Genomic DNA, 25,979 nt, shown 5'->3' with positions numbered 1-25,979 from the left:
GGCTCTGCGAGGGGGAGGGGCGGATGGGGAGGAGGAGATCCGGCAGGCCGGTGTGGCTGGTGGCGGCGGCCCTGTTGCTGCTGCTCGGCGGCTGCAGGATGGGCACGTCGGACGACGATTCCCTGCCGCCCCGGGCCGGGGCATGGAGTATCGACTACGTGGGTTCGCCCGGCCAGGTGCAGATGGCGGACCTCGCGGCGGTCTCGGCCACCGAGGCGTGGGCGGTCACCGAGAAGCGCGGGTCCGCGGGCAGTTGGAAGCCGGGCCTGCTGCGGCTGCTCGACGGCCGGTGGTCGGCCGTGCAGATCCCCACCCAGTTGCGGGCACAACCGTGGTTGCGGCTTGCCGCTGCGGGTCCGCGCAGTGTGTGGCTCTACCCAGACGCGTGGGGCGGTGTGCCGCCGGAGAAGACCGGCGATGCGCCGAGCGGCCCGTGGAAGCCCTGCCCGGCGTTGCTCTGGGACGGAAACCGCTGGCACCAGGTCCCGCTGGACTTCCCCCCGGTGGACCTCGATGTGGTCTCGCCCGACGATGCCTGGGCCCTCGACGCCTCGGGCGCCGCTCGGCACTGGGACGGCACCCGATGGCGGACCGTGCCGCTGCCGGCCCGCGGCATCGACATCGAGGCGCGAGCTGCGGACGATGTGTGGGTCGCCGGGGACCAGGCATTCGACGACCGTCCCAAGCAGCCCGCGGCGGTCCACTGGGACGGCAGCGGCTGGCAGTTGACCCGCCTGCGCCGCTACCAGGCCCCGTACGACGCCAGGGTGGTCGACAACGGGTCGATCCTCTGGGGCATCCGCGCAGGATCCGCGGGCGACGCCTGGGCCCTCGGGGTGCACTCGGTCGTCGACGGGCGCGATGAGGACCGCGAGGAGCCCCGGGATGTGGACGAGCGCATCCTGCTGCACTGGAGCGGCACCCGCTGGCAGCCGGTGCCCGGGCCGCCGCACCCCTTCAGGGACAAGAGCTACGGCCAGGCCGTCCCCGACGGCACCGGGGGCATGCTGCTCGGCGCCTGGGCGTACCGGACCGCGGAGGGCACGTACTTCCGCATCGACGCACCGCCGAATACAGAGGGCTGGCAGGAGACCAGCCTTCCGCCCCTGCAGCGTCGATGGCTGACGATGGTGGAGGCAGACGTCATCCCCGGGACGCACACCATCCTCGCGGCGGCCAATCTTGTCGGCCACGACAGCGCGACCCAGCCGGCCGTCATCCGCCTCACGCCCGACGCGCCCTAGCGTTCTCTTCATGAGCAACCCCAGGACGACGTAGGCCGCTCCAGAAGTTGTTCGACGTCTGAGCTCTGCGCCGCGACGCAGTCGTGGCGATCGTTCCTCGACGACCACGACACCTGGCTCACGCTGTCGGCCGTCACGCAGCTCTACCTCAGCTTTCAAGACTCCACATCAATCAAGCCGCGCCGCACAAATTAAGCCGGAGCCTCGCTGCACCAACAGCTGCACGTTCGAAACGATCGTAATAAAGTCCGGTGATCGACATGGGGCGTCTGGTGTCCGGTCACGCCGGGTGGTCGGGGCGGGGCGCGGGGGGCGATTCACATGGGTGGGACACGCGGACGAAAGAGTGCTCCGGCGGCCGGGCGCTCGCGCAGGCGAGCGGGCGGGAAGTCGGACGGGCTGACGCGGCGGGGCCGGATCGTTGCCTGGACCGCCGGTATCGGCGCCGTGTGCGTCCTCGGCGCCGGCGGTGCCGGTGCGTGGATCTACAACGACCTCGACGGCAACATCCACGGCGCCCACCTCGACGGCAAGCTCGGCGACGACCGCCCGGAGAACCTCAGTCCCGGGTCGCGGAACATCCTGGTCGTGGGCTCCGACAGCAGGTCCGGGGCCAACGCCCGGTACGGCGGCATGGAGGGGGGCACCATGCACTCCGACACGCTGATGGTCCTGCACATCCCCGCGAACCGGAAGTGGGCCGCGGTCGTGTCCTTACCCCGCGACTCCTGGGTGCGAATACCGACCTGCGACAAGGGCGACGGTACGACCTCCGAGGTCCATCACTTCAAGATCAACGAGGCGTTCTCGCTCGGCGGCACAGGCGGCGAGGTGGCCGACGCCGCCGCTTGCACCATCAAGACGATCGAAGCCAATACCGGTCTGCGCATCGACAACTTCATGTCGGTCGAATTCCAGGGGTTCAAGGGCATGGTCAACGCCCTGGACGGCGTAGAGGTCTGCCCTGAGCAGGCCATCCACGACAAGAAGGCCCACCTCGATCTGGAGGCAGGCTGCCAGACGATCAGGGACGAGAAGGCGCTCGGCTACGTGCGTGCCCGCTACAGCGTGGGCGACGGCTCCGACACCGGACGCATCGGCCGCCAGCAGGAGTTCATGTCGGCGCTGGCCGAGAAGGCCAAGTCGAAGATCACCGACCCCGTCGCTCTCTACAAGTTGCTGCAGTCCCTCACCAAGTCCCTCACCACGGACGACGAACTGGCCGGTGCGAAAGCCCTCACCGGCCTCGCGTCCGAGCTGAAGGGCATCCCCGAGAACCGGTTGACGTTCCTCACCGTTCCCAGCTACCCGCGCGAAGCCGACGTCCCGACGGACAAGGCCAATGTGGTGTGGCAGTACCCGCAGGCCGCCACCGTGTTCACCGCCCTGGCCAAGGACCGGGAGATCGACAAGAAGAGTCTGGAGGCGGACGCGAAAGATCCGCTGTACGCGTCCTCCGTGCATGTGCGTGTCCTCAACGGATCGGACACCGGGGGGAAGGCCGCCGCGGTCGCCGAGAGACTGCGCGAGGCCGGGTTCACCGTCACGGGCACCGGCAACGCGCCGCACGCCGGCCGCACCACGGTCACCTATCCCCCGGGCCTCGCCGACCGGGCCGCTGTCCTCGCGTCCCAGGTACCCGGCGCGCGCGCTGTCGAGGACGCCGCCGCCCCGGCGGGCGAGGTCACCTTGGTGGCCGGCGCCGAACTGGACGTCGACGACCTGCGATAGGGCACCACATCGAGAGACCGAGCGAGCTGTGCTTCCGCGTCTGCGACAGGACGCGGGAGTACGGACTCCGCGTCCGTACCGGATGCCGTCGTGCTGCGGCGGAACCAACGGTGCTGCCGGCCGCGGATTCGCCCGCTGACGTCGACGCCGACAATCGAGCGCACGATCTCGTGGCTGTCCGGCTACCGCAGACTCAGCCCCCGCTACGAACGCAACCCCCGCAACTACCTGGCTTTTCTCGGCCTTGCCGCTGCCGCGTCAATGTCCTCTGGGCCCTCCTCCGCGACGGACGGTGCTACGAGCCCACGCCGCCCGTCGCTCTCGCGGCTTGACAGACGGCATTAGGAATCGATGGCATAGGACACCCTCGTTCTCTACTCTCCGCCGGGGCTTGACCGAGTCACCGCGATCTTCGCGAACCGTTCGCGCCACGGGATGCCATCAGACTCCGGTGCGGGGGCGCCGTAGAAGGTCGCGCGTGCGGTGGCCTGGCGGCACGGGGCACACTCCGTCTCGTCTCCCACGGGTCGGAAAACGTGTTCCTCACCGGGTGCGGAGCAGACCACCAGGGCGGCGGCCACCGGGAGTTGAGGCGACGTCGGCGGGGCCGAGTCCGGGGGTAGCTTCTGGATGAGGCGGTAGCGCAGAAAGCCGAACGCCGAGCGCACACCGTCTTCCGGGCGTTCGGCGAGCAGCGCCTGTCGCAGGTCGGACTCGCCCAGGCCGCGCTCCAGCCACTTGACCGCCTCCACGGCCAGCGCGCGGGCCTCGCGCGCTCCCAGATGCAGTTCGCGGCGGGTGTGGCGCAACGAGAGCAGAACCCGCTCGGCGCGGGCCAGTTGGTGGGACTCGGCCGGTCTCGGCGTCGGTTCGGGTTCCGGGTCCGTCGTCGGCTCGGCTTCGGAGGGTGGGTGGGGAGTGGTCTTGTCACTGTGGTCTTCTACGGGTTCATAGCCACCGACCGTCCGGGGAGCCGGTTCGCCGACCGTCGGAGTCTGCGTACTCGGTGGTGAGGCGGTGGCCGGGGCCCCTCGCAGGTGTTCTGCCTGCTCATCCGTCAGAGGGGTGTTCGCGACCAGTTGCTCGGTGATCCAGCGGCCTCGACCGCCCTGGGTCCGCCATTCGTGTACGTACCCGTGCGCGACCAGTTGTTCCTTCGCCTTCTGGTACGCGCGGCCCTTGATGCCCAGTTTCCGGGCGAGTTCGCTCAGGGGCCTGCAAGGGGTGTCTTCGGGGAGGCCCTGGACGTACAGGAGGAGGATTTTCGCGTCACTGCTCAGACGCGGATGGCGCACGACATCGTGCGATGCCTTCGTGAAGCGCCGGGACGGGGCGATAGCATGACGCAGCATTTCCGGTGGCCTCTGGTTCCACTGGTGATGAAGGCCCTCGGATGGTGTTGGCGCACCGCCGGGGGCCGCCCTATGTGCGCGCTTGCACACAGAGCGTGATGATTTCGTCACCGTACCGCACCATCGCCATCTCCCACCATGCGAACGGGACTTCGCGTCACGCCCTCGGTGCGGGTCAGGAGAACCAGAGCGAGCTGTGCCGGTGGTTCGCAGGCGTCACGTCCACCATGTCCGCGGCAATGAGAGCGAGTTCGCCGCCGGAGGTGTTCACCAGGCGCCGGATCACTCCCACCTGCGTGCGGAGGCGCTGCCGGGCCCGGCGTTCCTCCAGGGCGGACCATCGTGCGATCCCACGGTCGCGGTTGTGGCGGGGGAAGCAGTAGACGTCCACCTGCCGTCGGGCAGCACGGGGCAGGGGGCGGTGGCAGTGGTGCGCCGCCTCGGCGAAGCACCGGGCGCTGCAGCGGAGATCCAGGAGTATCACCGAGTGCCACGGGGCACCCGGCTGGTCGCCGGTGGTCTTCTTCGTCCGGGAGGACGGGAGGTGATGAGCGGTGCGTGCCACAGGACTCCGTCGGTGGCGAACCGCCAGGGAATTCCTGGCGGGCTACCGGAAGCCCATGGGCCCGGTCGAACGGATGCTGCTCACGCGGTCCACCCCGGCGATCTCGTACGCGGTCAGAGCGAGCTCGGGTTCGCCGGCTGCGTACCGTACCCGGCGAGATAGAGCTTCAGCCTGCACGGGTCTTCGGCCTCGACGAAGACCTGCTGCCCCCAGTGGGCGCTGAGACGGTGCGCCACGTCGATCAGCCGGCGGCGGTCCTCCGGCTCGTACGCGGGGAACCGGACCCAGCCCCGGTCGGCGATTTCGGTGCCGAGTTCGCTGAACAGCACGGCACGCATGCGCCGCTCCTCCTCGTCGGTCAGCGGCGTGCAACCACTCTCCTCGGACTGCAACCGGACGTTGTACAGGTCTCGGATCACTGGTTGCTCGCAGGTCGCTCGGTTCTGTTGCGGAGAGACTATTCGAACAGGTGGAGGCCGGTCGTGTCGACGCCTCACGGACCGCGCTGCCACCCTGCCTGCGCGGCGGCTTCCCGACGGCATCGAAACCGCCTGGTCCTCGACGCGACCATCCGGCTGCTCACCCGTCCGGCCCCCACCAGCGCGACGAAGCGGGAGGTGACCCACTTGGCCGTCGGCAGAACCGATTCGGCTGTTCACTTCCGGGTGACGGGAGCGCGCGCTCCGCAATAACCGCAGGTCACCGGGACAGATTGAATCGGAACGTATTCCTCCTTATCCCATCAGGAGTGCCCTCCATGCGCCTTCGTACCACCGTCGCCGCCGCCCTCGGCGCACTCGCGCTCGTCGTGACGGTGCCGACCTCGGCCAGTGCGACCGTCGGATTCTTCGCCTACAGCTACACCGGCCTCGACGGCACCCCGCAGATCGCCGATCTGATCAACCCGCCGAGCGGGGAGTGCGTCACGCTGCCCGAGGTGGCCGACCCCAACTCGTCGAACCCCGCCAACTCTCCCTGGAACTACACCGTCTCGACCGCCACCGTCTTCACCGGTCCCGACTGTGACGGGGACCACTTCTCTCTCCGCCCCCTCGGCGGTCACGCCTCCGAGCGGTTGAAGTTCCGGTCGGTCGTCTTCAGCTGATACCGGCCCGGATCCTGATCCGCTACGTCACCATCGCCCGCCTCGGTACGCGTCACATCCCGCTCGTACCGGGGCGGGGTCATGCGCAGGGCCGGTCGGCCCCGGCGACCGGGGCCGTCCCCGTACTCCGCGATGGCCGTGACGCCGCCGGAGCCGTCCGAGGTCGATGGATTGCCGGCTCGGTCGACCCTCATGGTGAAGCAAGTTGTCGCCGAAGGACGTGCTCCAGCGTATGGGCGGTGTCGACCAGGTGGTCCGTGATCTGCAGCAGCCGGGGATCGAGCGCGGTCGGCCGGTTGCCCAGCGCGCACTGGACCTGACGGAGCGGGGGAAGCGGGCCGGGAGGCTGCAGCGTCCTGACCGCCTCGGCCAGAGTGATCATCGCGATATCGAACGCGGTTGCCAGGGCTTCGAGCCGATCGGCATCGGCATCCCGGGGCCCGCCTTCTTCCCGTCCGATGGCCGTGGCCTGCGGCGGGACGAGTGCGTGCAGCAGCAGTTCGGTGTGGGCCAGCCGGGTCACCACGGCAACCAGGGTCCGCGCAGCGGTGGGAGTCAACGGCGAGTGCGGCGGCTCGGCGGCCAGACGTTCCGAGGATGCCTCGGCATCGGTGCGGGCGCGGCGGGATGCGGCTTGAAGGCCGCGTAGCCGGGCCGGATCGGTCCGCACGGGCCGGGCAAGGCTGCGCAGCAGGGCGGTGACGTAGGTGTTGTGGACGTCGATCAGCCGGACGAACTTCTCCTGGGCGGTGAGGCCCTCCCAGGTCGGCCACACCGAGTAGGCGATGAGCGCGAGGACCGCTCCGACAGCGGTGTCGGTCAGGCGGGCCACGGCGGTGGTGTCCGCGGGCAGGCCGAAGATGTCGAGGAGGATCACGATGAAGACGGTGAGGAAGCTGCTGTAGATCACGTAGTTCACGTCGAACAGGGCGTAGGCGGCCGCGACAGCGATCCCGGCCGCGACGATCAGCCCGACCGGGCTCGGGTGGGCAAGATGCGCCGCTGCCGCGCCGAGGCCCGCTCCGACGGCGGTACCCACTGCCCGTTGGATGCTGCGGTACACCGTGGAGGTGTAGTCGGGCTTGAGCACCAAAAAGATCGTCAGTACCACCCAACGGCCTTCGAACAGGCCGGTGGCCTGGACCATCGCCTCGGCGAGCCCCGCGACGACAGCCAGCCGCACAGCGTGACGCCCGGTCTCCCCGGAAAGGGCGAGATTGGCCCGCAGGGTGAGGGCGGCCCATCCCATCCCGTCCTGGCCGACGGGAACCACAGGGCTGATCGCCGTGCGTTTCACCGGCGTTCGCCCAGGACCCGTCTCAAGGCTTGCCAGGCTCCGGGTCACGGCGCGGAGCTGCCCGAAGAGCGCCTCGGTGGCCAACTGCCCACGGGTGCCCGGGGCGACGACCAGGCTCGGCATGAGTGCGTTCAACTCGCGGGTGCGTCCGGCACGTTCGGCCCGTCCGGCACTCAGTGTGTCCGCGATGAGATCCAGCACCCGGGCGGCGTCCGCGGCAGGGCGGAGGGCGGCCTCCGAAGGGTCGTCAGCGGTACGCTCGGCCAGGGTCGCGAGCGAGGCGCGGATGCGTTCCGCCTGCTCGAGCAGGTCCAGGAGGCGCAGTCGCGCGGTGACGGGCAGCAGCGGGTTGGGGTCGGTGAGAGCGACGGCCGCGGGAAAGGCCGTCGCCGACGGCGGCCCGAAGTGCCCGGCTGTCAGGCCGGAGGCGTAGACCGCGAGGATCCGGTAGGACTCGGCCAGCGCCGTGCGCTCCGGGTCGCCTCGCCGGAAAGCCCAGGAAACGGCGACGAGCACGCCCTGGAGCAGCCCGCCGGCAAGCACCAGACCGGCCCGCAGTGCGGCTTCCGTCGGCCCTAGCGGCATGCCGCTCGCGATCAGCAGCCCCACCGGCCATTGGAGGGCTGCCACGCTCAGCCTCGGCCCGAGGCAGACGGCGAGCCCCACGACGTAACCCCAGATGACGACGACCGCTACCAGCAGCCATGGCGCGACCGCCGCCGTGGCTGCCCCGACGAAGGTGGACACCGCCATGCCGGCACTGGCCACTGCCACGGCCGCCACCCGGCTCCGGGTCACACCCTGGAACGAGGCGAATCCGGCAGGCAGCGCTCCCAGAGCCGCGAAGGCACCGTAGTCGAGGCGTCCGCAGGCCGATCCGACCGCGAGCGGCACCATCACACCGACGGCCACCCGCACTGCGCGCCAGAGAGCGACATCACCCCAACGGAACGGCCCGAATTGCCATAGCTTCCGCCATTGGAACCGGGCCAGATAGCTGCGGCTGGACCGAAGCGTGCCGTGCGTCCGTCGACGCTGATCGTCGGTCATCCTAGACGGGGGCGACGCATTCCCGGCGGGATACGGGACGGGCAGCCGGTCGGATGGTGTCGCTGCGGTTGCATCCCTGCTCCGTGTGGCGAGTGTCGAGCCCGAATGTGAGGCGGCCATCGGCTGATTCTTCGAGATGTCGGACGTCTCGAAGAGGAAACCCAGCACGATGACCGCACCTGGCAGTCTGCCGTGGGCCGTCGCCCCGGAGGAGAACCCGGCACCGGCGAGTCCGGGCCCGCGGCGGGGAATCCGGGCCTGCGACGGAGGAATCCGGGCCCGCGGCGGGCGATGCGAAGGCCCTCGCGGAGGGCCTGATCCCGGCGGAGGCCGACGGCGGTGCACGGAGCGGGGTGCGATGACGGCGGCGCCGGGCCGCCGGGGACCCGGGGAACCTGCAGCGCGGAGGAGTGCGGCTTTCTCCGGTGGCGCCGTTGGGGTGAGCCGATGGAACATGGCAATGCGCGGGCCGGAACCCATGGAGGCACGCATGCCCGTGGAGGACTTCGCACGCACACGTCTCCTGTCCTTCTGGATCCTCTGATCAAGGAGGTCACCCACAGCCCCGCGTACCCCAGAATCCGACCGCGCCGACGAGGGCCGACGACGGGAGACCGCTCATGGGCACCCAGTGGATCGCCGGGGAACACCGCTTCGAGACCACCGCGACGGGCCGGGCCGTGCTCACCGATCCACGGCTCAACCGCGGCACGGCCTTCACGCCGGAGGAGCGCGCGACACTGGGCCTGGTGGGCCTGGTGCCGTCGCAGTCCCTCACCCAGGACCAGCAGGCGGTGCGCGCCTACACGCAGTACTGTTCGCAGCCCAGCGACCTCGCCAAGAACGTCTATCTGACCGGTCTGCACGACCGCAACGAGGTGCTGTTCTACCGGCTCGTCGGCGACCACCTCGGCGAGATGCTGCCGATCGTCTACACCCCGACCGTCGGCACCGCGATCGAGCGCTACAGCTACGAGTTCCGTCGCCCGCACGGGATCTATCTCTCCGTGAACGCCCCCGAGGAGATCGAGCAGGCGCTGCGCGGCTCCGGTCTCGGGGCCGGCGACGTCGATCTGATCGTGGCGACCGACGGTGAGGCGATCCTGGGCATCGGCGACTGGGGTGTCGGCGGCATCGACATCTCCGAGGGCAAACTCGCCGTCTACACCGCGGCCGGCGGGGTCGACCCCAACCGCACACTCGCGGTCATGCTGGACGTCGGCACCAACCGGCAGCAGCTGCTGGAGGACCCGCTCTACCTGGGCAACCGCCATCCGCGGGTGGACGAGAAGGCGTACGACGCTTTCATCGACGCGTACGTCACCACCGCGAACAGGCTCTTCCCCGACGCGCTGTTGCACTGGGAGGACTTCGGCACCGCCAACGCCCGCCGCATCCTGGACCACTACCGGGACCGGGTGTTCACCTTCAACGACGACATCCAGGGCACCGGTGCCGTCAATCTCGCCGCCGTGCTGTCCGCGACGAAGGCCAGCGGCATGGCGATGACCGACCACCGCATCGTCGTCTTCGGCGCCGGCAGCGCCGGCACGGGCATCGCCGACCAGTTCCGCGACGCCCTGGTGGCCGACGGACTGCCGGAGGAGGAGGCCGACCGCCGCTTCTGGGCCGTGGACCGGTACGGCCTGCTGACCGACGACCAGGACGGCCTGCGCGACGCCCAGATCCGCTACGCCCGTCCGGTGGCCGAGGTGGCCGGCTGGGAACGGGACGCGCAGCACGGTGGCGTCGCCCTCGACGAAGTGGTCCGCCGGGTCCGGCCGACGGTGCTGATCGGCACCTCCGGTCAGGGCGGTGCCTTCACCGAGCAGGTCGTACGGGAGATGGCGGCCCACACGCGGCGACCGGTCATCCTGCCGATGTCCAATCCGACGCCGCTGGCCGAGGCCACCCCCGCCGACCTGCTGAAATGGACCGACGGGCGGGTGTTGGTGGCCACCGGCAGCCCCTTCGAACCGGTCGAGTACCGGGGCGTGACGTATCTGATCGGCCAGGCGAACAACGCGCTGATCTTCCCCGGGCTGGGCCTGGGTGCCATCCTCGCCCGCGCCACCCGCGTCACCGACGGCATGCTCGTCGCCGCCGCGCACGCGGTGGCCGGACAGGTCGACGGGAGTACGCCGGGCGCGCCCGTCCTCCCGATGCCCGACGCGCTGCGCGCGACCTCCGCCGCGGTGGCGGGAGCGGTCGGCCGCGCCGCGGCCCACGACGGCGTCGCCCGCACGGAGGTCGACGACGGCTTCGGCAAGCTGGTGCGGGACGCCATGTGGCAGCCGGTCTACCCGGAGATCAAAGCCGTCCGCGACACCGGAGGATCCTGACCGACGTCCGGCGACGTCCGCGTGAATGCGCGCCGCAGCATCGAGCTCCGGCGGGTGCGGGTCCCGGTCGTCCTGACCCGCGCCGATGACAGCCGCTGGTCCGGCCCGGGCACGGCCGCGCCGGAACAGTCCTTGGCCCGCCGAGATTGTCGGCGGTGTCAGGCTCCTGGCTCAAGGCGGGCCACTTTTCACCGCCCTGATCCCGGTCGGCATGCCGCGGCCCCTGCGGCGGCCTCGGCCTCGCCGAAACGACGTCACAACCGGCCCCGGACGGTGCCCGGGCAGCGCGTCGGACGACAGGCGACACGTACGGGCCGGTGCGAAGCTGGTCCGTGCAGCCCAGGCACTGGAGGCTTCATCATGTCGAGCAACGAGCCCGCGAACACAGGTCGGAAACCACGGTCCGATGCATGGAAGACCGCGCTGACCGTTCTGCAGACGGCCGAGCCGCCGTCCATCCCGGCAGGGGCCGAGGTGATGACCATCCTCGTCGAATTCCCCCCAGGAGATCCGGGCACTCCTCCGCACCGGCATTCGGGGCCGGCCTTCGGCTACGTGCTGGAGGGGGAGATGCTCTTCGAGCTCGAAGGTGAGCCGGAGCGTGTGATCAAGGCCGGGGAAACTTTTTGGGAACCGGGCGGAGACGTCATCCACTATCAGGACGGAAACAACCGGACGGACTCCCGGAGCCGTTTCCTCGTGACGATGATGTGCGCGCCGGGCCAGCCCATGCTTACCCTGGTCGACGACGAGGAGCTGGCGCAGCGCAAGGACCGGCGGGCTCCGCGGCCTGCCTGACCTCGGCGGTGCAGTCCACGCCGGTTCACGGACGTCGGCGAGCCGACAGGCATACGGCAATGACCACGGGCACCGAGTAATCGCGTCACGGCGATGAAGAAATCGTCGCCCCGTTGCCGGAGCATCGACGCGAAGACGGGCACCGGCCCCGATTCGGACTCGCTGTCAGATCCCTTTCCCTCCCCGGTGCGCCATCGGGGCTTCGAAGAGCCACCCGATGGTGCGCGACGAAAGGTGACCCATGAAGTTCGCAGTGATGGGCGGTACCGGCCGGATCGGGTCGCAGGTCGTGAAGAAGCTGAAGGCGGCGGGACACGAGGTCGTGCCGCACTCGCTGTCCACCGGTGTCGACATCATCACCGGCCAGGGCCTGCAGGAAGCGGTGGCCGGCGTCGATGTCGTCGTCAACCTGACGAATTCACCGACCTTCGACGACACCTCCCCGGCGTTCTTCCAGACCTCGATGGACAACCTCCTGGTCGCCTGCCGGAAGGCCGGGGTGGGGCATGTCGTCATCCTGTCGATCGTCGGCATCGAACAGGTGCCGGACCTCGACTACTACCGGGCCAAGATCCTCCAGGAGAACATCCTCAAGACCGGGTCGATCCCGTACTCGATCGTCCGCGCCACCCAGTTCATGGAGTTCATGGATTCGGTCCTGGCCATGACCACCGATGGCGACACCGTCCGCCTGCCTTCTACGCCGATCCAGCCGATCGCCGCACAGGATGTCTCCGACGCTGTCGCCGAAGTCGCTGCCGGCACGCCTTTGAACGGTGTCCTGAACGTCGCCGGACCCGACGTCTTCCCCCTCGACGAACTAGGCCGGATGACCCTGAACGCCCGCCCCGACGGCCGCACTGTCGTCACCGACGACACGGCCGGCATGTTCGCCGTCGTCCGGGGCGACGTCCTCACCGCCAAGGGCGACGCCCGTATCGCTCCCACCCACTACACCGACTGGCTCTCCTGAACGACGCGGTCCCGTCAGCGGTAGTCCTCCGGGTGGCCCTGCATCCACGTGTTGATGCGGTCGCGCGTGCCGAACAGCTCGGAGCGGTGCTTCTCCAGGTTCTCCGTGGAGGTGTCGCCCTTCAGCGTCCTGTCCAGGGTGGTCATCCAGGCCACGGGCTCCTTGAAGTGCCCCGGGTCCTTCGGATGCGCCTTCATCGACGCCTCCAGGCCCGCCAGTTCGTCGTGGACCCGGCCCAGGACGTAGGCGCAGTCGCCCGCGCCCGGGGTGCAGGTGTCGTCCAGGGTCGCCTGGAGGGTGGCGAACGCGTCACGGACCTGCGGGGGCGTGGTCGCGGGCTTCTCCGAGGACATACGGGCGGCGTCCTCCGCATCGGCCGACGCCTTGGCGTCCGCCTCGGCTTGCGCCTCCGCCGCCCGGGACGCGGCTGCCTCATTCGCCGACGGCGCCACGTACGGAACGTCGCCCCCGGGACCTTCCGATGTCTCCACGCTGCTGCAGCCGATCAGACACGCGCCCAGCAGCACGGTCAGCCCGGCGGCGGCACGCACGCGGGCACGGGTGGATCGGGCACGGGCTGTACGGACAGACATGAGGCCCCCCTCGTCGATTGGCCCAGACCATACCGCCACGGTCGGCCATCCGTGCCCGGTGGCCTCAGCCCGTGATCAGGGTCTGGAGCGCCGGCGCGTACAGATCGGCGAGGTGTTCGGGGGTGGCCAGTGAACCCGCGCCGTCGCGGTGCAGGCTCAGTGTGGCGCCGAGGCCGAGGAGGTGACCGGCGATCAGCTCGGCGCGCAGGGCGCGTTCACGGCCGGGCAGGCGGGCGATCAGTGCCTCGGTGACCTGCTCGTGGAAGCGGTCGCGCAGCAGGGAGCGTTCGTCCTGGTTGCCCAGGGAGAACACGACGCGCAGGAGCGGGTCCGACTTCAGCTCGCGCCGGCGGCGTACGAGAGTCACCACCATGTGGCGGCCCAGCGTGTCGAGCGGGGCGTCGAAGAGTTCCTCGGCGGCCGGGCCGAAGTCGGCGACGGTGTTGAAGAGTTCTTCCTTGCGGCCGAAGTGCTTCACGACCAGGGAGGGGCTGACTCCGGCGTCCGCGGCGATCCCCCGGATGGTCACCTCGGCGTACGGTCGCTGGGTGAACGCCCGCCGTGCCGCGCGCAGGATCGCGTCCCGGCCCGTGCCCTGGTCGGCGGGGGCCGGGGACGCCGAAGGGGCCGGAACGGTGGCCTCGCTGCCGCTCATGCGCCCTCCTCGATCGGGATCGTCCGCGCACCGCCTTCGCGGTCCTTGCGGTCCTCTCCGACCGTACCTGTCGCAGGTGTACGGCTGCCGGGCAGGAACAGTGTGACCGCCAGCGCCAGCAGCGCCGCGCCCGCCGCGATCACGAAGACGACCTGGTACGCGTGGAGAGTCGGTGCCGTCCGGCCGCCCGCCTGGAAGGTGATGTTGGCGAGGACCGCCGCCACCGTCGCACTGCAGAAGGCCTGTCCGATCGACCTCATCAACGTGTTGAGACCGTTGGCCGCACCCGTCTCGCTGACCGGGACCCCGCGCATCACCAGGGCGGGGAGCGCCGAGTACGCGATGGCCGTGCCCGAGGCGACGACCGTCGCGCCGGCGATGATCAACCACAGGCTGTGGCTGGTGAAATAGCGCACTGCGTAGCCGACGGCGATGATCCCCGCCGCCAGCGCCAGGCTGACCTTCGGCCCGTACGTCGCCGAGATCCGCGCCGACACCGGCGAGAGCGCCACCATCGCCACACCGCCCGGCAGCAGGCACAGCCCGCTGACGACCAGCGAGGCGCCGAGCCCGTAGCCCGTCGCCTTCGGTTCCTGCACCATCTGCGCGGTGACCAGTGAGTTCGCGTAGAAGGCGAATCCGATCAGCAGGGCGGCGACGTTGGTGAGCAGGACGGCCGGGCGGGCCGAGACCCGCAGGTCGACCATGGGCGTCGGCACGCGGAGCTCGTACGCGCCCCAGAGCAGCGCCACCACCACGGCCGCGACGAGCAGGCCGACCGTACGAGTCGACGTCCAGCCCCAGTCGGCGCCCTGCGTCACCGCGAGCAGCAGGCAGACCAGCGCCGCGGACAGACCCAGCGCACCGACACCGTCGAAGCGGCCGCGGGTGCGCAGCGGCGACTCCGGTACGCAGCAGAGCACCAGCACGATGTCGATGAGGCCGATCGCGCCCGACACCCAGAACATGGTGTGCCAGTCGAAGTTCTCGACGACGAGTGCCGCGACCGGCAGGCCGACGGCGGCACCGATACCGAGCGTCGAACTCATCAGGGCTACCGCGGAGAGGACGCGCTCGGGCGGGAGTTCGTCGCGCAGGATGCTGATGCCCAGCGGTACGACGGCGAGCGCGGCGCCCTGGAGGGCGCGGCCGGTGATGAGTACGCCGATGTGGGAGCTGACCGCGCACAGCACCGAGCCCATCACGAGGACCGCGAGCGACGCCACGAGCACCCGTCGCTTGCCGTACATGTCGCCGACCCGGCCCAGGACGGGCGTGAAGACGGCGCCGGTGAGGAGCGTGACGGTGACCAGCCAGCTCGCGGCGGTCGGGGTCGCACCGGTGAGGGCCGGGATGTGCGGGAGGAGCGGGACGACGATCGTCTGCATGACCGCGACGACGACGCCGCAGAACGCGAGGACGCCTACGGCGAAGCGCGGGTGGTGCGGGGTCCGGGGCTGCCCGGCTGCCCCGTCGAGGGCGGATATGTCCGCGGACATGCGTTCTCCGTACGGTGCTCGGCAGTGGTGCCGGGTGGCGGAAGCCTGAGGGGGGTGCACATGCGTTCACCTTCAAGGTAAACGCATGTGCACCCCCTCCGGCAACCTGAGGTTCGCCCGTCGCGTTAGCCTCGGAAGCCGACAGGAGCCGGGCAGCGGGAAGAACCGGCCGGCGAGAGGGCGAAGGTGGCGGCTATGGCGAAGGTTCCGGCAGCGGCGGTTGCGGCGGGCGGACTGGTCGGCGGATACGCGATCGCGCGTTGGACCAAGAAGCGGCCGCTGGGTGGAGTCGCACTCGCCGCCGCGGGATCCGTCGCCGCGTACGAGTGGAACCGGCAGGCCGGACCCCGCGCGGCCACCGCTCTGACCACGGCGTACGTCGCCGCGTTCGCCGGATCGCACCCGCTGGCCAAGAAGCTCGGCGCCTGGCCCGCCGTCTTCACCGTGGCCGGCACGGTCGCCGCCGCGTCATGGGCGGTCACCCGCCGCGCCGCCTGAGAAATTTTTTCGCAAGGCCCGCGGAACACTGAACGCGAGGGCGACGGGGCGCGTATTCAAGAGCACTCCCCCGCGTAAGCCGGGTGCGTACCCGTACGACAGGCCGGGTACGCACCCGGAACCCTCACAAGCGTTGCCGTTACGCGCCGAACGCCCGCGACACCGAATAGATCAGCAGTCCTGCCAGCGCACCCACCACCGTGCCGTTGATTCGGATGAACTGCAGGTCACGGCCGATGTGCGCCTCGATCTTCTTCGACGTCTGATCCGCGTCCCAGCTCGCGACCGTGTCACTGATCAGCGACGTGATCTCCGTACGGTACGTCGTGACGACATACACCGCCGCGTCCTCGAGCCAGCCCTCCAGCTTCGCCTGGAGCCGGCCGTCCGTCGCCAGCCGCGCCCCCAGCGACATCAGCGAGGCGCGCGCCCGCAGCCGCAGCTCGCTCTGCTCGTCCTCCGCCGCCGTGATGATCATCGTGCGGACCGACGACCAGGCCGACGCGATGACGTCCTGGACCTCGCGCCGCCCCAGGATCTCCGACTTCAGCCGCTCCACCCGCGCCCGGGTGTCCGAGTCGCTCTGGAGGTCGGCGGCGAAGTCCGTCAGGAACGTGTCGATCGCGTAGCGCGCCGGATGCTCCGGCATGTCCCGCATCTCGGTCACGAAGCGCAGCAGCTCCTTGTAGACCCGCTCCCCCACCCGCTTGTCGACAAACCGTGGCGTCCAGCCCGGGGCCCCGCCCTGCACCGCGTCCATCACCGAGTCGCCGTGCAGGATCAGCCAGTCGTGCGCGCGTACGCAGAGCAGGTCCACGACCCTGCGGTGGCCGCCGTCCGCGACGATCGTCTCCAGCATCTTGCCGAGACCGGGGGCGACCTCCACCGCGTTCGCCCGCCGGGTGATGGCCTCACCGACCACGGCCTGTACGTCGGAGTCGCGCAGGACGGTCAGCGCACCGCGCAGCGCGGTCGCCAGCTCGGCGGTCACCCGGTCGGCGTGTTCCGGCTCCGCCAGCCAGGCGCCGAGCCGGCCGCCGATACCGAGAGCGTGTATCCGGCCTCGTACGACATCGCCCGAAAGAAAATTCTCCCCGACGAAGGAACCCAATGAGGCCCCGAGCTGGTCCTTCTTGGTAGGGATGATGGCGGTGTGCGGGATCGGAAGGCCGAGCGGACGTTTGAACAGCGCCGTGACGGCGAACCAGTCGGCCAGCGCACCCACCATCCCCGCCTCGGCGGCCGCGGCGACGAAGCCCGGCCAGCCGCCCACACCCACGTTCTTCGCCCAGGTGGCGAGGACGTACACGAGCGCGACAAGCAGGAGGAGGCCGGTGGCCGTGGTCTTCATACGGCGTACGCCACGCCGCTTCTCCTCGTCGGCGGCCGTGTACGCGAAGGAGGCGAGGGGAGCGGGCCGCACGGGAGCCGAGGCTGCCGTGCCGGAGCTCCCGTCCGCGCCGCCCGGTGCCCGTGCGGGATCGGCAGGTCCCCCGCCCGGCTCGCCCGACTCGGTCCGCTCGATCCGTTCCATCCGCTCCACCCGTCCGCGTACACCTACGCATCGACCCCGGTGCCCCGTACGCATTGTCCCTACCTGACCTACTCCCGGGCCGCATGTCGAGTTCCCCCGCGCCCTGCTTCATCATGAGATCAGCCCGCACCCTCACGAGGAGACACTCCACCCATGCCCAGGCGCCACGGACCCGCCCTGCTCACAGCCCTTGTGGCGGGCACCGCCGCGCTCGCCGCGATCGTGGCGCTCGCCGGATCCCTACTGTTCTCCGGCGGCGGAGCGAAGCAGGTCGGCACGGAGTCGGTGGCCCGTACGCCCGCCGCGCCGGCCCACTCCACCGGTGTCTGGATCGGCACCTGGGCCGGGGCTCCGACGGCCGGTGTGGCGGACACGTCCACCGATGACGACCTGACCCAGCGCATCATCCGAAACGTCGTCCACACCAGCATCGGCGGCGACGCGGCGCGCATCACCCTGTCCAACCTCTTCGGCACGCACCCGCTGCTCGTCGATCGGGCCACCGTGAACACCAGGCCCGTCTCCTTCCGCGGCACCCCGTCCGTCACGATCCCGGCAGGCGGGCAGATCGTCAGCGACCCGGTCGTCGTCCCTGTCGCCCCCGACGCCGATCTGGTCGTCACCCTGCGTACACCCACCGCCGACGGCCCCGTCACCGTCCACCCGAACAGCCACCAGACCTCGTACGTGGCGGACGGACGCGGCACGTGGCGCAGCAACCTGTGGCGCTACCTCACCGCCGTGGACGTCCGCAACAAGGCTGCCGCCGGGGCGATCGTCGCCATCGGCGACTCGCTGACCGCGGGCACCGGCTCGACCCTCGATGCCAACAGCCGCTGGCCCGACGTCCTCTCCGACCGGCTTCGCGGCCGGTACGCGGTGGTCAACCAAGGCATCGCCGGCAACCGCATCCTGCGCGACGGGCAGGGCTACGGGCAGATGTACGGGCAGCGGGCGATCGCCCGCTTCGACCGGGACGTGCTGGGCGTCGCCGATGTGAAGACCGTCATCATCGCGCTCGGCATCAACGACGTGCAGCAGTTCCCGAAGGAGCGGGACCCGCAGCGGATCGCGGACGCGCTCAGGGCCATGACGGAGCGTGCCCACGCCCGCGGTCTGCACGTCGTCGGGGCCACTCTGATGCCGTTCGAGGGTTCCCTCGCCTGGACGCCTGCCGAGGACGCCGTACGGAGGCAGGTCAACGCGCTGATCCGGGCGGGCGGCATCTTCGACGAGGTCGTCGACTTCGACCGGGTGGTACGCGACCCGTACCGGCCGAGCAGGCTCCTCCCGGAGTTCGACTGCGGCGACCATCTGCACCTCAACGACAACGGATATCTGCGGCTGGGCCAGCAGGTGGATCTGCGGACCCTGCACCGGAACAGGCCGGCGTCCGACCAGCTCTGACCGGCTCACCGCAGCGACGGGGTCCGGTGAGCTCGCACAGCTCACCGCCGTGTCCCCCGTCGCCGTGCGGGCCCTACTCCTCCCCCGTTCCCTTCTTCAGCTGCCGGGCACGCTCCCGCTCCTTCTCCGCCTTCGTCCGCTTGCGCTCCACATCGACCCCGCCCATCAGCGCGAAGCCGGTGATCCGCACCCGCGGTGAGCCCGGAGAGGGGATGCCCTCGCCCGACGCCCGGTCGCCGAAGCCGCCCATGATGCCGATGCCCCTGACCTCGACATCCAGCTCCGGCGGGACCGTCACCTGCATCCCGCCCATGATCGTGAAGCAGCGGACGACGACCTCACGGTCCTCGAAGCGGGCCTCGCGCAGATCGATCTCGCCGCCGCCCCACATCGCGAACGCGGTGAACTTCCGGGCCACCGTCCATGTGCCCTTGCGCCTGAAGCCGCCCCAGAAAGCGAACGCCCCTGTCGAGGTGGCGGGGCCGCCGACACGTGCCGCCCAGTCGACACCGGACGAACCCGTACGCGCGGGCGAGCTTCCCGCACCCACCGGTGCCACCACCCCGCCGGGCGCCGGAAGATCACGGACCAGTGGCTCCAACTCGCCATGTGTACGCGCCTTGTAGGTGGCGTCGAGCCGCTGCTCGAACTCCTCCATCTGCAGCCGACCCTCTGCCACCGCCTCGCGCAGGACCTCGGCGACACGCTCACGCTCGGCATCGGAAGCACGCATGTCCGGATGTTCGCTCGTCATACCGCGCAGCCTATTGAACGCTTCCGCCCACGTCACCGATCCGACTGCCGTCAGCGGTAATTGACGTCATGTCATGACTGTCTACGCGCTGTCGGCCGACGCGTACATCCTCGCGATCACGGCCTCGATGTCCGGCTCCCGCACCGACAGGTCCACCAGCGGATACTCCGCGGCGATCCGCGCCACCAGCGGGGCCGCCGATCCGGACGCGGGGAACGCCAGCCACTGCCGCGGCCCCTCCACCTTCACCGTACGCACCGATGGCTCCGACTCCAGCCGGATCGCCGGGAGTTCGCACTCCAGGTCGACGACCAGGGTACGTTCGCTCGCGCCGATCTCGTGCAGTCCGGCGAGCGCCCCGTCGTACATCAGACGACCGTGGTCGATCACCATCACCCGCCGGCAGAGCTGCTCGATGTCCGTCAGATCATGGGTGGTGAGCAGCACCGTCGTACCCCGCTCGGCGTTCAGGTCGCGGAGGAAGCCGCGGACCTTCGCCTTGGAGACCACGTCGAGGCCGATCGTCGGCTCGTCCAGGTACAGCACCTCCGGGTCGTGCAGCAGCGCCGCCGCGATATCGCCGCGCATCCGCTGCCCGAGCGACAGCTGCCGCACCGGTACGTCCAACAGCTGTCCCAGGTCGAGGAGTTCGATGCAGCGGTCCAGGTTCTCCCGGTAGCGGGCGTCCGGGATCCGGTACATCCGGTGCACCAGCCGGTACGAGTCCCGCAGCGGCAGGTCCCACCAGAGCGTGGTGCGCTGGCCGAAGACCACACCGATCCGGTGTGCCAGCCGCGTACGCTCCCTGGACGGGTCGATGCCCGCGACCCGCAGCCGGCCTCCGCTCGGGGTGAGGATGCCGGTCAGCATCTTGATGGTGGTCGACTTGCCCGCACCGTTCGGGCCGATGTAGCCGACCATCTCGCCGCGCGGCACGCGGAAGCTGATCCCGTCGACCGCGCGGACCTCGCGACGCTCACTGCGCAGGAAGCCCGTCCTGCGGCGCACGTCGAAGACCTTCTCGACGTTGTCGAGCTCGATGAAGTCGGTATCCGTGTCCATGCCCATGTCCGATGCCCTCGTTCTCCCGCCGGTCAACTTCCCGTGCTCCGGTACGAGCGCAGGCCCACCCGCCATGCCGTCCCCGCAAGCACCCAGCACACCCCCGCCACCACCGGCGGCAGGAACGCCACCCACTCCGGCAGCCCCAGCGGGTAGTCGCGGCCCAGCACATACAGTGCGGGCAGCCAGTTCACGAAGGCCAGCGGCACGACGAACGTCACCCCGCGCACCAGATCCTTCGCGAAGATCGTCGGCGGGTACTGGAGCAGCGTGTTCCCGCCGTACGTGAAGGAGCTCTGCACCTCGGCGGCGTCCTGCGCGAAGAACTGGAACGCCGCCCCGCACACGAACACGGCCCCGAAGATCGCCGCCCCGGTCAGCAGCATCAGCGGCACCATCGCCACCCGCAGCGGTGTCCAGCCGATGTCCAGCGTCACCAGGGCGTACCCGAGCACCAGCAGCCCCTGCGTGATCCGGCCCAGCCTGCGCAGCGCGAACCGGTCCGCCGCCACCTGGGCGAGAACCGGCACCGGGCGCACCAGGAGCGTGTCCAGCGTGCCGTCCCGTACCCGGCGGCCCAGCCGGTCCATCGACCCCAGCACCAGATCGGCCAGGCCGAAAGCGGTTCCCGAAGCCCCGTACAGCAGGGCGATCTCCGGCAGCGTGTAGCCGCCCAATTCGTCGACATGGGCGAACATCAGCATGATCGCGACGAAGTCGAAGCCGGTCGCCGCGAAGTTCCCGAGCGTGGTCATGACGAACGAGGCCCGGTACGCCATCGTCGAGCGCAGCCACATCGCGGCGATCAGCCCGTACGCACGGACCCCCTCGACCAGCCTCGACCGTTCGGCGAACGCCGGCCCGGGCGCCTCGACGCCCCCTCCGGCCTCCGCCGCCTGTGCCGTCTCTGCAACCTCAGCCACCCTGGACCACCACCCTGCGCGTCGCCACCGACTGCACCAGCCGCCCCGCCAGCAGCAGCGCAAGCGCCCAGCCGCCCTGGAACGCGAACGCCCCCACCAGCCCCCACCCCGTGTGCTTGCCGAGGAACACATCGGCCGGCACCTGCAACAGCGCCGACCACGGCAGTGCGCGTGCCACCTCGCCCAGCAGCCCCGGGAACAGCGTCAGCGGAAGCAGCATCCCGGAGAAGAACAACCCCGCCAGAAACGCGATCTGCGTCGCGCCCGCCCCGTCCATCAGCCAGAACGCGGAGAGCGCCACCAGATAGCGCACCGCGAAACTGACCACCACACCGAGCGTGACCGAGACCAGATACGCCAGCCAGATCCCCGGCGACGTGGGCAGCGCCAGCGGAAAGGCGAGCGCGCCCAGCACCATCGGCACGATGCCGCGTGCCAGCAGTTGATACGCAGCGCGCCCCAAGTCCCCGGCCAGCCACCACATTTGAAGATCGACAGGCCGGTAGAGATCGATCGCCACATCGCCGGTACGGATCCGCTCCATCAGCTCGTCCTCGAAACCGCCGCCCATCATGGCGCACGTCGCCAGCAGCGCCTGGCCCAGCCACACGTACGTGAGCGCCTGGGACATGTCGTAACCACCGAGCTGCGGCCGCGCGTCCCACAGGGCCATATAGGTGTACGCCAGGATGAAACCGAAGACGGTGTTGGTGAACACCCCCGCCGCCGTCGCGATCCGGTAGGTGGCATAGCGCCGAAACCCGCCCGCAGCGACCACCGCGTACAGCCGCACCTCAATCGCCCCCGCACTCGTTCGCACTCGGACGCCCAACGGCGCCGGGCACCAAAGCGCACGACCCTAGTCCAGCGGCGGCAGCCGCCGCGACCGCTTTTCGGCCCCCCTCCGGAGGTCGATCCGGTGCTTATTGCATAGAAAAGTGCAGTATGGGGGAACTGACCGCGGCCGAGGAGTCTTCACCGACATGAGCGACGAGCCACAGCAGCAGAGCGGGGATCCCGGCAACGGGAACTGGACCCCGAGGGACCTCTCTGCCGGCGCCGGCGCACCCGCAGGCCAGGCTGCCGCGCCCGAAGGGAAGAAGGGGGGCACCGGCCGGCCCCGGCGCACCGGCTGGCGCCGGGCCGTCCCCACCTGGCGGGCCGCACTCGCCACGCTCCTGGTGATCGCCCTGATCCTCATCGGCGGCTTCATCGCCGGATACCAGCTCGTCGGCATCCCGCCCGCCAACCCCACCGCCACCGCTCAGTCCAACGTCTATCTCTACAAGGACGGCACCGTCATCGCCCGCGACGGCGACGTCAACCGGCAGAACGTCCAGCTCGCCCAGGTCCCCCTCCCCGTCCAGCACGCCGTCCTTGCCGCCGAGGACCGCAACTTCTACTCCGAGCGCGCCGTCGACATCAAGGCCATGTTCCGGGCCGGCTGGAACACCCTCACCGGCAAGGGCAGACAAGGCGGTTCGACCATCACCCAGCAGTTCGTGAAGAACTACTACCTCGGCCAGGAACAGACCGTCATCCGCAAGATCAAAGAGTTCTTCATCGCGATCAAGCTCAATCGCGAGGTGAGCAAGGACCACATCTTCGAGGGCTACCTCAACACCAGCTACTTCGGCCGTAACGCCTACGGCATCCAGGCTGCCGCCCAGGCGTACTACGGCAAGGACATCGGCGACATCACCACCGCCGAAGGCGCCTACCTCGCCTCCCTGCTCAACGCCCCCAGCGCGTACGACGTCGTCGTCCACCCCGAGAACAAGGCCGCGGCCGTCGCCCGCTGGCACTACGTACTCGACGGCATGGTCAAGGAGAACTGGCTCAGCGCATCCGAGCGCGCCACCATGCAATTCCCCGTGCCCGACAAGGTGAAGAGATCGACCGGCCTCTCCGGACAGCGCGGCTACATCGTCCAGGCCGTCAAGGACTACCTCACCACCCACCAGATCATCGACGAGAAGACGCTGGCCACCGGCGGCTACCGGATCACCACCACGCTGGAGAAGAAGAAACAGAACGCCCTCGTCGAAGCCGTCGACGACAACGTCATGTCGCAGACGAGCGACGACCGCACGGCCGACCGCAACGTCCGCGTCGGCGGCGCCTCCATCGACCCCACGAACGGCCGGGTCGTCGCCATGTACGGCGGCATCGACTACACCAAGCAGTACGTCAACAACGCGACCCGCCGCGACTACCAGGTCGGCTCCACCTTCAAGCCGTTCGTCTTCACCTCCGCCGTCGCCAACGGCTCCAGGACCCAGGACGGCCGACGCATCACCCCCAACACCGTCTACGACGGCACCAACAGGCGCATGGTCCAGGGACCTAACGGACCCACCGGCTACGCCCCCGCCAACGAGGACGACGTCAGCTACGGACCGATCACCGTCCGTATGGCCACCGACAAGTCCGTCAACGCCGTCTACGCGCAGATGGCCGAGGACGTCGGCCCCGACATCGTCAAACAGACCGCCATCGACCTCGGCATCCCCAAGAACACCCCCGACCTCACCGCATCGCCGTCCATCGCGCTCGGTACCGCCACCGCCAGCGTCCTCGACATGACAGGGGCGTACGCGACCCTCGCCAACCACGGCAGACGCACCGCGTACACCCTCGTCGACAAGGTCAGCAAGGACGGCGAGGACCTCACCCTCCCCGACCGGAGCACCGAGCAGGCCGTCAGCCGCGAAGCCGCCGACACCACCACCGCGATCCTGCAGAGCGTCGTCGAAAACGGCTCGGGAACCGCAGCCCAGGGCGCCGGCCGCCCCGCCGCCGGCAAGACCGGCACCGCCGAGGAGGACAAGGCGGCCTGGTTCGCCGGCTACACCCCCGACCTCGCGACCGTCATCGCCGTCATGGGCCAGGACCCCGACACCGGGGTGCAGGAACCGCTGTACGGAGCACTCGGCCTGTCCCGGGTCAACGGCGGCGGCGCGCCCGCCCAGACCTGGGCCCAGTACACCGGCGCCGCGCTGCAGGGCACCAGCGTCCAGAACTTCGACCTCACCCTCGAGAGAGGCGCCGAGGAACCGTACCTGCCGACCGACGAAGCCACCGAACCGACCGACACCGACACCCCGTTCGCTCCACCGTCGGACACGCAGCCGAGCAGCCCGGCCAACCCGCCCATCCCGCCCATCCCGCCCACCGACATCGAACCCGCCATCCCGCCGGACACACCCACCGGCCCGCCGGACAGCGAATTCACCGACGGAGGGGACAACGGCGACTTCGACGACTTCTTCCCGCGCGGCGTCGGCGGCGCCCGCCGGGACCCGGCCTCCACCCCGGTCCCGAACCCGCTCCCGGCCCCGAACCGGCCGTGAAACCGGCCGATCGACGACTCAGTGCCCCGAGGTCGCCTTCAAGCCCACCACGGCCACCAGCAGCAGACACACGAAGAAGACCCGGGCGGCGGTCACCGGCTCGTGCAGCACCACCATGCCCAGCACCGCCGCCCCCGCCGCACCGATACCGACCCACACGCCGTACGCCGTACCGATCGGCAGCGACTTCGCCGCCTGCGACAGCAGCACCATGCTGGCCACGATCCCGAGTCCGGTGAACACACTCGGCCACAACCGGGTGAACCCGTCGGTGTACTTCATCCCGATCGACCAGCCCACTTCCAGCAGACCGGCGACAACAAGCAGAACCCACGCCACGACGGCACCTCCGACAGACACACGGACATCACGGGTGCGTCGTCTTTGCGAAAGCCCGGTACGGCGCGTCTCGTCGGGGTCCCACCAACATAGCAAAGAACAGGCAAAAGGCCTGGTGACGGCTGTCACCAGGCCTTATCTCGAGCACATCGGGAGAGCTACAGATACAACCCGGTCGAATCCACCGAACCCTCGAACCGGTCCGCAGCCACCGCGTGCAGATCCCGCTCCCGCATCAGCACATACGCCACACCGCGCACCTCGACCTCCGCACGGTCCTCGGGGTCGTACAGCACCCGGTCGCCCGGCTCCACCGTCCGCACGTTCTGGCCGACCGCGACCACCACGGCCCAGGCCAGTCGACGACCGACCGCAGCCGTCGCCGGAATCAGGATGCCGCCGCCCGAACGCCGCTCGCCCTCGGGCGTATCGGACCGGACCAGCACACGGTCATGCAGCATGCGAATGGGCAGCTTGTCGTCGGTGTTCTCGCTCACGACCCGAAACCTACCTGTCCGCAGCCGCGTCGCACGCCCCCGGGGTCAGCCTTCTCAGCGCTTCTTCCGCCGCGCCGACACCACGACCAGCCCGAGCACACCCGCTGCCAGCAACGCCACCGGAACCACCCGCTCCAGACGCGGCGCACCATCCTCCGACACAAACTGCGCCTTCACATCGGACACCGTCCGATTCACCGCGACAAACGCCCGCCCGGCCGTCCGGTCCGCGGCCTCGACAGCCTTGGCCTTCGCATCACCGATGATCGTCTTCGGGTGCACCCGCACCCCGATCTCATCGAGCACCACCGCAAGCTGCTCACGCCTGCTGATGATGTCCGCCTCGATCTGCGCAGGGGTCCTGGCATCCGACACTGCGCCGCCTCCGTGGTCGTCGTCCGGTAAACC

At 69.9% G+C, this 25,979-nt stretch carries 24 protein-coding genes, 1 pseudogene and 1 riboswitch; of the genes and pseudogenes, 10 read left to right on the top strand and 15 right to left on the bottom strand.

Annotation, left to right across the window (positions count from 1 at the left end):
- The first annotated feature begins 23 nt into the window (after positions 1 to 23).
- The 3 genes and pseudogenes from OG963_RS28270 to OG963_RS28260 form a co-directional block, all read left to right on the top strand.
- The gene (locus tag OG963_RS28270) at positions 24 to 1,244 is read left to right on the top strand and encodes a hypothetical protein (protein WP_371799584.1); all 1,221 of its coding nucleotides are present in this window, start codon (positions 24 to 26) and stop codon (positions 1,242 to 1,244) included.
- Between the two features lie 321 nt (positions 1,245 to 1,565).
- Positions 1,566 to 2,975: an LCP family protein gene (locus OG963_RS28265; protein WP_093776870.1), complete on the top strand. Its 1,410-nt coding sequence runs from the start codon at positions 1,566 to 1,568 to the stop codon at positions 2,973 to 2,975.
- A gap of 153 nt (positions 2,976 to 3,128) precedes the next feature.
- Positions 3,129 to 3,320, top strand: a pseudogene (locus OG963_RS28260) (hypothetical protein); the annotation flags it as partial.
- Positions 3,321 to 3,349: 29 nt separating this feature from the next.
- Here OG963_RS28260 and OG963_RS28255 read toward each other — a convergent pair.
- The 3 genes from OG963_RS28255 to OG963_RS28245 form a co-directional block, all read right to left on the bottom strand.
- On the bottom strand, positions 3,350 to 4,327 hold the full coding sequence (locus tag OG963_RS28255; protein ID WP_371799583.1) for a hypothetical protein: 978 nt from the start codon (positions 4,325 to 4,327) through the stop codon (positions 3,350 to 3,352).
- A 175-nt stretch (positions 4,328 to 4,502) separates the two neighbouring features.
- A complete protein-coding gene (locus OG963_RS28250) occupies positions 4,503 to 4,892 on the bottom strand; it encodes a hypothetical protein (protein WP_371799582.1) in 390 nt (129 codons plus the stop codon).
- A gap of 113 nt (positions 4,893 to 5,005) precedes the next feature.
- A complete protein-coding gene (locus OG963_RS28245; RefSeq protein ID WP_256223715.1) occupies positions 5,006 to 5,284 on the bottom strand; it encodes a hypothetical protein in 279 nt (92 codons plus the stop codon).
- A 365-nt stretch (positions 5,285 to 5,649) separates the two neighbouring features.
- Here OG963_RS28245 and OG963_RS28240 point away from each other — a divergent pair, with 365 nt between their 5' ends.
- Positions 5,650 to 5,997 (top strand): hypothetical protein, encoded by a 348-nt coding sequence (locus OG963_RS28240; protein WP_093776862.1) that lies wholly within the window; start codon positions 5,650 to 5,652, stop codon positions 5,995 to 5,997.
- A gap of 190 nt (positions 5,998 to 6,187) precedes the next feature.
- Here the strand turns inward: OG963_RS28240 and OG963_RS28235 are convergent, their stop codons facing one another.
- Positions 6,188 to 8,344 (bottom strand): FUSC family protein, encoded by a 2,157-nt coding sequence (locus tag OG963_RS28235; RefSeq protein WP_371799581.1) that lies wholly within the window; start codon positions 8,342 to 8,344, stop codon positions 6,188 to 6,190.
- A gap of 620 nt (positions 8,345 to 8,964) precedes the next feature.
- Between OG963_RS28235 and OG963_RS28230 the strand changes: the two genes are divergently transcribed.
- The 3 genes from OG963_RS28230 to OG963_RS28220 all read left to right on the top strand — a co-directional run bounded on the left by OG963_RS28230 (position 8,965) and on the right by OG963_RS28220 (position 12,457).
- The gene (locus OG963_RS28230) at positions 8,965 to 10,686 is read left to right on the top strand and encodes an NAD-dependent malic enzyme (RefSeq protein ID WP_093776856.1); all 1,722 of its coding nucleotides are present in this window, start codon (positions 8,965 to 8,967) and stop codon (positions 10,684 to 10,686) included.
- 360 nt (positions 10,687 to 11,046) lie between these two features.
- Positions 11,047 to 11,484, top strand: a complete 438-nt coding sequence (locus OG963_RS28225; RefSeq protein WP_093776854.1) for a cupin domain-containing protein — start codon at positions 11,047 to 11,049, stop codon at positions 11,482 to 11,484.
- A 241-nt stretch (positions 11,485 to 11,725) separates the two neighbouring features.
- The gene (locus tag OG963_RS28220; RefSeq protein WP_093776852.1) at positions 11,726 to 12,457 is read left to right on the top strand and encodes an SDR family oxidoreductase; all 732 of its coding nucleotides are present in this window, start codon (positions 11,726 to 11,728) and stop codon (positions 12,455 to 12,457) included.
- 14 nt (positions 12,458 to 12,471) lie between these two features.
- On the opposite strand, the gene OG963_RS28215 is transcribed toward OG963_RS28220, so the two are convergent.
- From OG963_RS28215 to OG963_RS28205, 3 genes are all read right to left on the bottom strand, one after another.
- Positions 12,472 to 13,050 (bottom strand): hypothetical protein, encoded by a 579-nt coding sequence (locus OG963_RS28215; protein WP_319739584.1) that lies wholly within the window; start codon positions 13,048 to 13,050, stop codon positions 12,472 to 12,474.
- Positions 13,051 to 13,114: 64 nt separating this feature from the next.
- Positions 13,115 to 13,705: a TetR/AcrR family transcriptional regulator gene (locus OG963_RS28210; RefSeq protein WP_093930481.1), complete on the bottom strand. Its 591-nt coding sequence runs from the start codon at positions 13,703 to 13,705 to the stop codon at positions 13,115 to 13,117.
- On the bottom strand, positions 13,702 to 15,204 hold the full coding sequence (locus OG963_RS28205) for an MFS transporter (RefSeq protein ID WP_093776848.1): 1,503 nt from the start codon (positions 15,202 to 15,204) through the stop codon (positions 13,702 to 13,704). Before OG963_RS28205 ends, OG963_RS28210 begins: the two co-directional genes overlap by 4 nt.
- A gap of 195 nt (positions 15,205 to 15,399) precedes the next feature.
- Between OG963_RS28205 and OG963_RS28200 the strand changes: the two genes are divergently transcribed.
- Complete coding sequence (locus OG963_RS28200) at positions 15,400 to 15,702, top strand: hypothetical protein (protein WP_093776846.1); 303 nt, start codon at positions 15,400 to 15,402, stop codon at positions 15,700 to 15,702.
- Between the two features lie 139 nt (positions 15,703 to 15,841).
- Here the strand turns inward: OG963_RS28200 and OG963_RS28195 are convergent, their stop codons facing one another.
- Entirely contained in the window at positions 15,842 to 17,236 is a 1,395-nt protein-coding gene (locus OG963_RS28195; RefSeq protein WP_256328184.1) for a DUF445 domain-containing protein, read from the bottom strand.
- 153 nt (positions 17,237 to 17,389) lie between these two features.
- Here OG963_RS28195 and OG963_RS28190 point away from each other — a divergent pair, with 153 nt between their 5' ends.
- Positions 17,390 to 18,643, top strand: a complete 1,254-nt coding sequence (locus tag OG963_RS28190) for an SGNH/GDSL hydrolase family protein (protein ID WP_319325146.1) — start codon at positions 17,390 to 17,392, stop codon at positions 18,641 to 18,643.
- A 73-nt stretch (positions 18,644 to 18,716) separates the two neighbouring features.
- Here OG963_RS28190 and OG963_RS28185 read toward each other — a convergent pair whose 3' ends face one another.
- From OG963_RS28185 to OG963_RS28170, 4 genes are all read right to left on the bottom strand, one after another.
- Positions 18,717 to 19,376: a DUF1707 domain-containing protein gene (locus OG963_RS28185; RefSeq protein WP_176902306.1), complete on the bottom strand. Its 660-nt coding sequence runs from the start codon at positions 19,374 to 19,376 to the stop codon at positions 18,717 to 18,719.
- Positions 19,377 to 19,478: 102 nt separating this feature from the next.
- On the bottom strand, positions 19,479 to 20,465 hold the full coding sequence (locus OG963_RS28180; protein ID WP_371126458.1) for an ATP-binding cassette domain-containing protein: 987 nt from the start codon (positions 20,463 to 20,465) through the stop codon (positions 19,479 to 19,481).
- Between the two features lie 26 nt (positions 20,466 to 20,491).
- The gene (locus OG963_RS28175) at positions 20,492 to 21,382 is read right to left on the bottom strand and encodes an ABC transporter permease (RefSeq protein WP_093776840.1); all 891 of its coding nucleotides are present in this window, start codon (positions 21,380 to 21,382) and stop codon (positions 20,492 to 20,494) included.
- Positions 21,375 to 22,175, bottom strand: a complete 801-nt coding sequence (locus OG963_RS28170; protein ID WP_093776838.1) for an ABC-2 family transporter protein — start codon at positions 22,173 to 22,175, stop codon at positions 21,375 to 21,377. The genes OG963_RS28175 and OG963_RS28170 overlap by 8 nt, the downstream gene beginning before the upstream one ends.
- A 190-nt stretch (positions 22,176 to 22,365) precedes the next feature.
- Here OG963_RS28170 and OG963_RS28165 point away from each other — a divergent pair, with 190 nt between their 5' ends.
- The gene (locus tag OG963_RS28165) at positions 22,366 to 24,735 is read left to right on the top strand and encodes a transglycosylase domain-containing protein (RefSeq protein WP_371799580.1); all 2,370 of its coding nucleotides are present in this window, start codon (positions 22,366 to 22,368) and stop codon (positions 24,733 to 24,735) included.
- Positions 24,736 to 24,753: 18 nt separating this feature from the next.
- On the opposite strand, the gene OG963_RS28160 is transcribed toward OG963_RS28165, so the two are convergent.
- The 3 genes from OG963_RS28160 to OG963_RS28150 all read right to left on the bottom strand — a co-directional run bounded on the left by OG963_RS28160 (position 24,754) and on the right by OG963_RS28150 (position 25,946).
- Positions 24,754 to 25,074, bottom strand: a complete 321-nt coding sequence (locus OG963_RS28160) for a multidrug efflux SMR transporter (RefSeq protein WP_030923141.1) — start codon at positions 25,072 to 25,074, stop codon at positions 24,754 to 24,756.
- 33 nt (positions 25,075 to 25,107) lie between these two features.
- Positions 25,108 to 25,174: riboswitch (guanidine-III (ykkC-III) riboswitch) on the bottom strand.
- A 58-nt stretch (positions 25,175 to 25,232) separates the two neighbouring features.
- Positions 25,233 to 25,571 (bottom strand): co-chaperone GroES, encoded by a 339-nt coding sequence (locus tag OG963_RS28155; protein ID WP_030923137.1) that lies wholly within the window; start codon positions 25,569 to 25,571, stop codon positions 25,233 to 25,235.
- A gap of 54 nt (positions 25,572 to 25,625) precedes the next feature.
- A complete protein-coding gene (locus OG963_RS28150) occupies positions 25,626 to 25,946 on the bottom strand; it encodes a DUF3618 domain-containing protein (protein ID WP_093776834.1) in 321 nt (106 codons plus the stop codon).
- Positions 25,947 to 25,979 lie beyond the last annotated feature (33 nt).

Source organism: Streptomyces sp. NBC_01707 (assembly GCF_041438805.1).
Taxonomy (GTDB): Bacteria; Actinomycetota; Actinomycetes; order Streptomycetales; family Streptomycetaceae; genus Streptomyces.
The sequence above is the reverse complement of the archived record's forward strand: the minus strand, read 5'-3'. Positions and strand labels throughout refer to the sequence as shown.

Bases quoted from the DNA above. Each gene is read 5' to 3' on its own strand.
- OG963_RS28270 (WP_371799584.1), top strand. From the start codon at position 24: ATGGGGAGGAGGAGATCCGGCAGGCCGGTGTGGCTGGTGGCGGCGGCC.
- OG963_RS28265 (WP_093776870.1), top strand. From the start codon at position 1,566: ATGGGTGGGACACGCGGACGAAAGAGTGCTCCGGCGGCCGGGCGCTCG.
- OG963_RS28255 (WP_371799583.1), bottom strand. From the start codon at position 4,327: ATGCTGCGTCATGCTATCGCCCCGTCCCGGCGCTTCACGAAGGCATCG.
- OG963_RS28240 (WP_093776862.1), top strand. From the start codon at position 5,650: ATGCGCCTTCGTACCACCGTCGCCGCCGCCCTCGGCGCACTCGCGCTC.
- OG963_RS28235 (WP_371799581.1), bottom strand. From the start codon at position 8,344: ATGACCGACGATCAGCGTCGACGGACGCACGGCACGCTTCGGTCCAGC.
- OG963_RS28230 (WP_093776856.1), top strand. From the start codon at position 8,965: ATGGGCACCCAGTGGATCGCCGGGGAACACCGCTTCGAGACCACCGCG.
- OG963_RS28225 (WP_093776854.1), top strand. From the start codon at position 11,047: ATGTCGAGCAACGAGCCCGCGAACACAGGTCGGAAACCACGGTCCGAT.
- OG963_RS28220 (WP_093776852.1), top strand. From the start codon at position 11,726: ATGAAGTTCGCAGTGATGGGCGGTACCGGCCGGATCGGGTCGCAGGTC.
- OG963_RS28215 (WP_319739584.1), bottom strand. From the start codon at position 13,050: ATGTCTGTCCGTACAGCCCGTGCCCGATCCACCCGTGCCCGCGTGCGT.
- OG963_RS28210 (WP_093930481.1), bottom strand. From the start codon at position 13,705: ATGAGCGGCAGCGAGGCCACCGTTCCGGCCCCTTCGGCGTCCCCGGCC.
- OG963_RS28205 (WP_093776848.1), bottom strand. From the start codon at position 15,204: ATGTCCGCGGACATATCCGCCCTCGACGGGGCAGCCGGGCAGCCCCGG.
- OG963_RS28200 (WP_093776846.1), top strand. From the start codon at position 15,400: ATGGCGAAGGTTCCGGCAGCGGCGGTTGCGGCGGGCGGACTGGTCGGC.
- OG963_RS28195 (WP_256328184.1), bottom strand. From the start codon at position 17,236: ATGGAACGGATCGAGCGGACCGAGTCGGGCGAGCCGGGCGGGGGACCT.
- OG963_RS28190 (WP_319325146.1), top strand. From the start codon at position 17,390: ATGCCCAGGCGCCACGGACCCGCCCTGCTCACAGCCCTTGTGGCGGGC.
- OG963_RS28185 (WP_176902306.1), bottom strand. From the start codon at position 19,376: ATGCGTGCTTCCGATGCCGAGCGTGAGCGTGTCGCCGAGGTCCTGCGC.
- OG963_RS28180 (WP_371126458.1), bottom strand. From the start codon at position 20,465: ATGGGCATGGACACGGATACCGACTTCATCGAGCTCGACAACGTCGAG.
- OG963_RS28165 (WP_371799580.1), top strand. From the start codon at position 22,366: ATGAGCGACGAGCCACAGCAGCAGAGCGGGGATCCCGGCAACGGGAAC.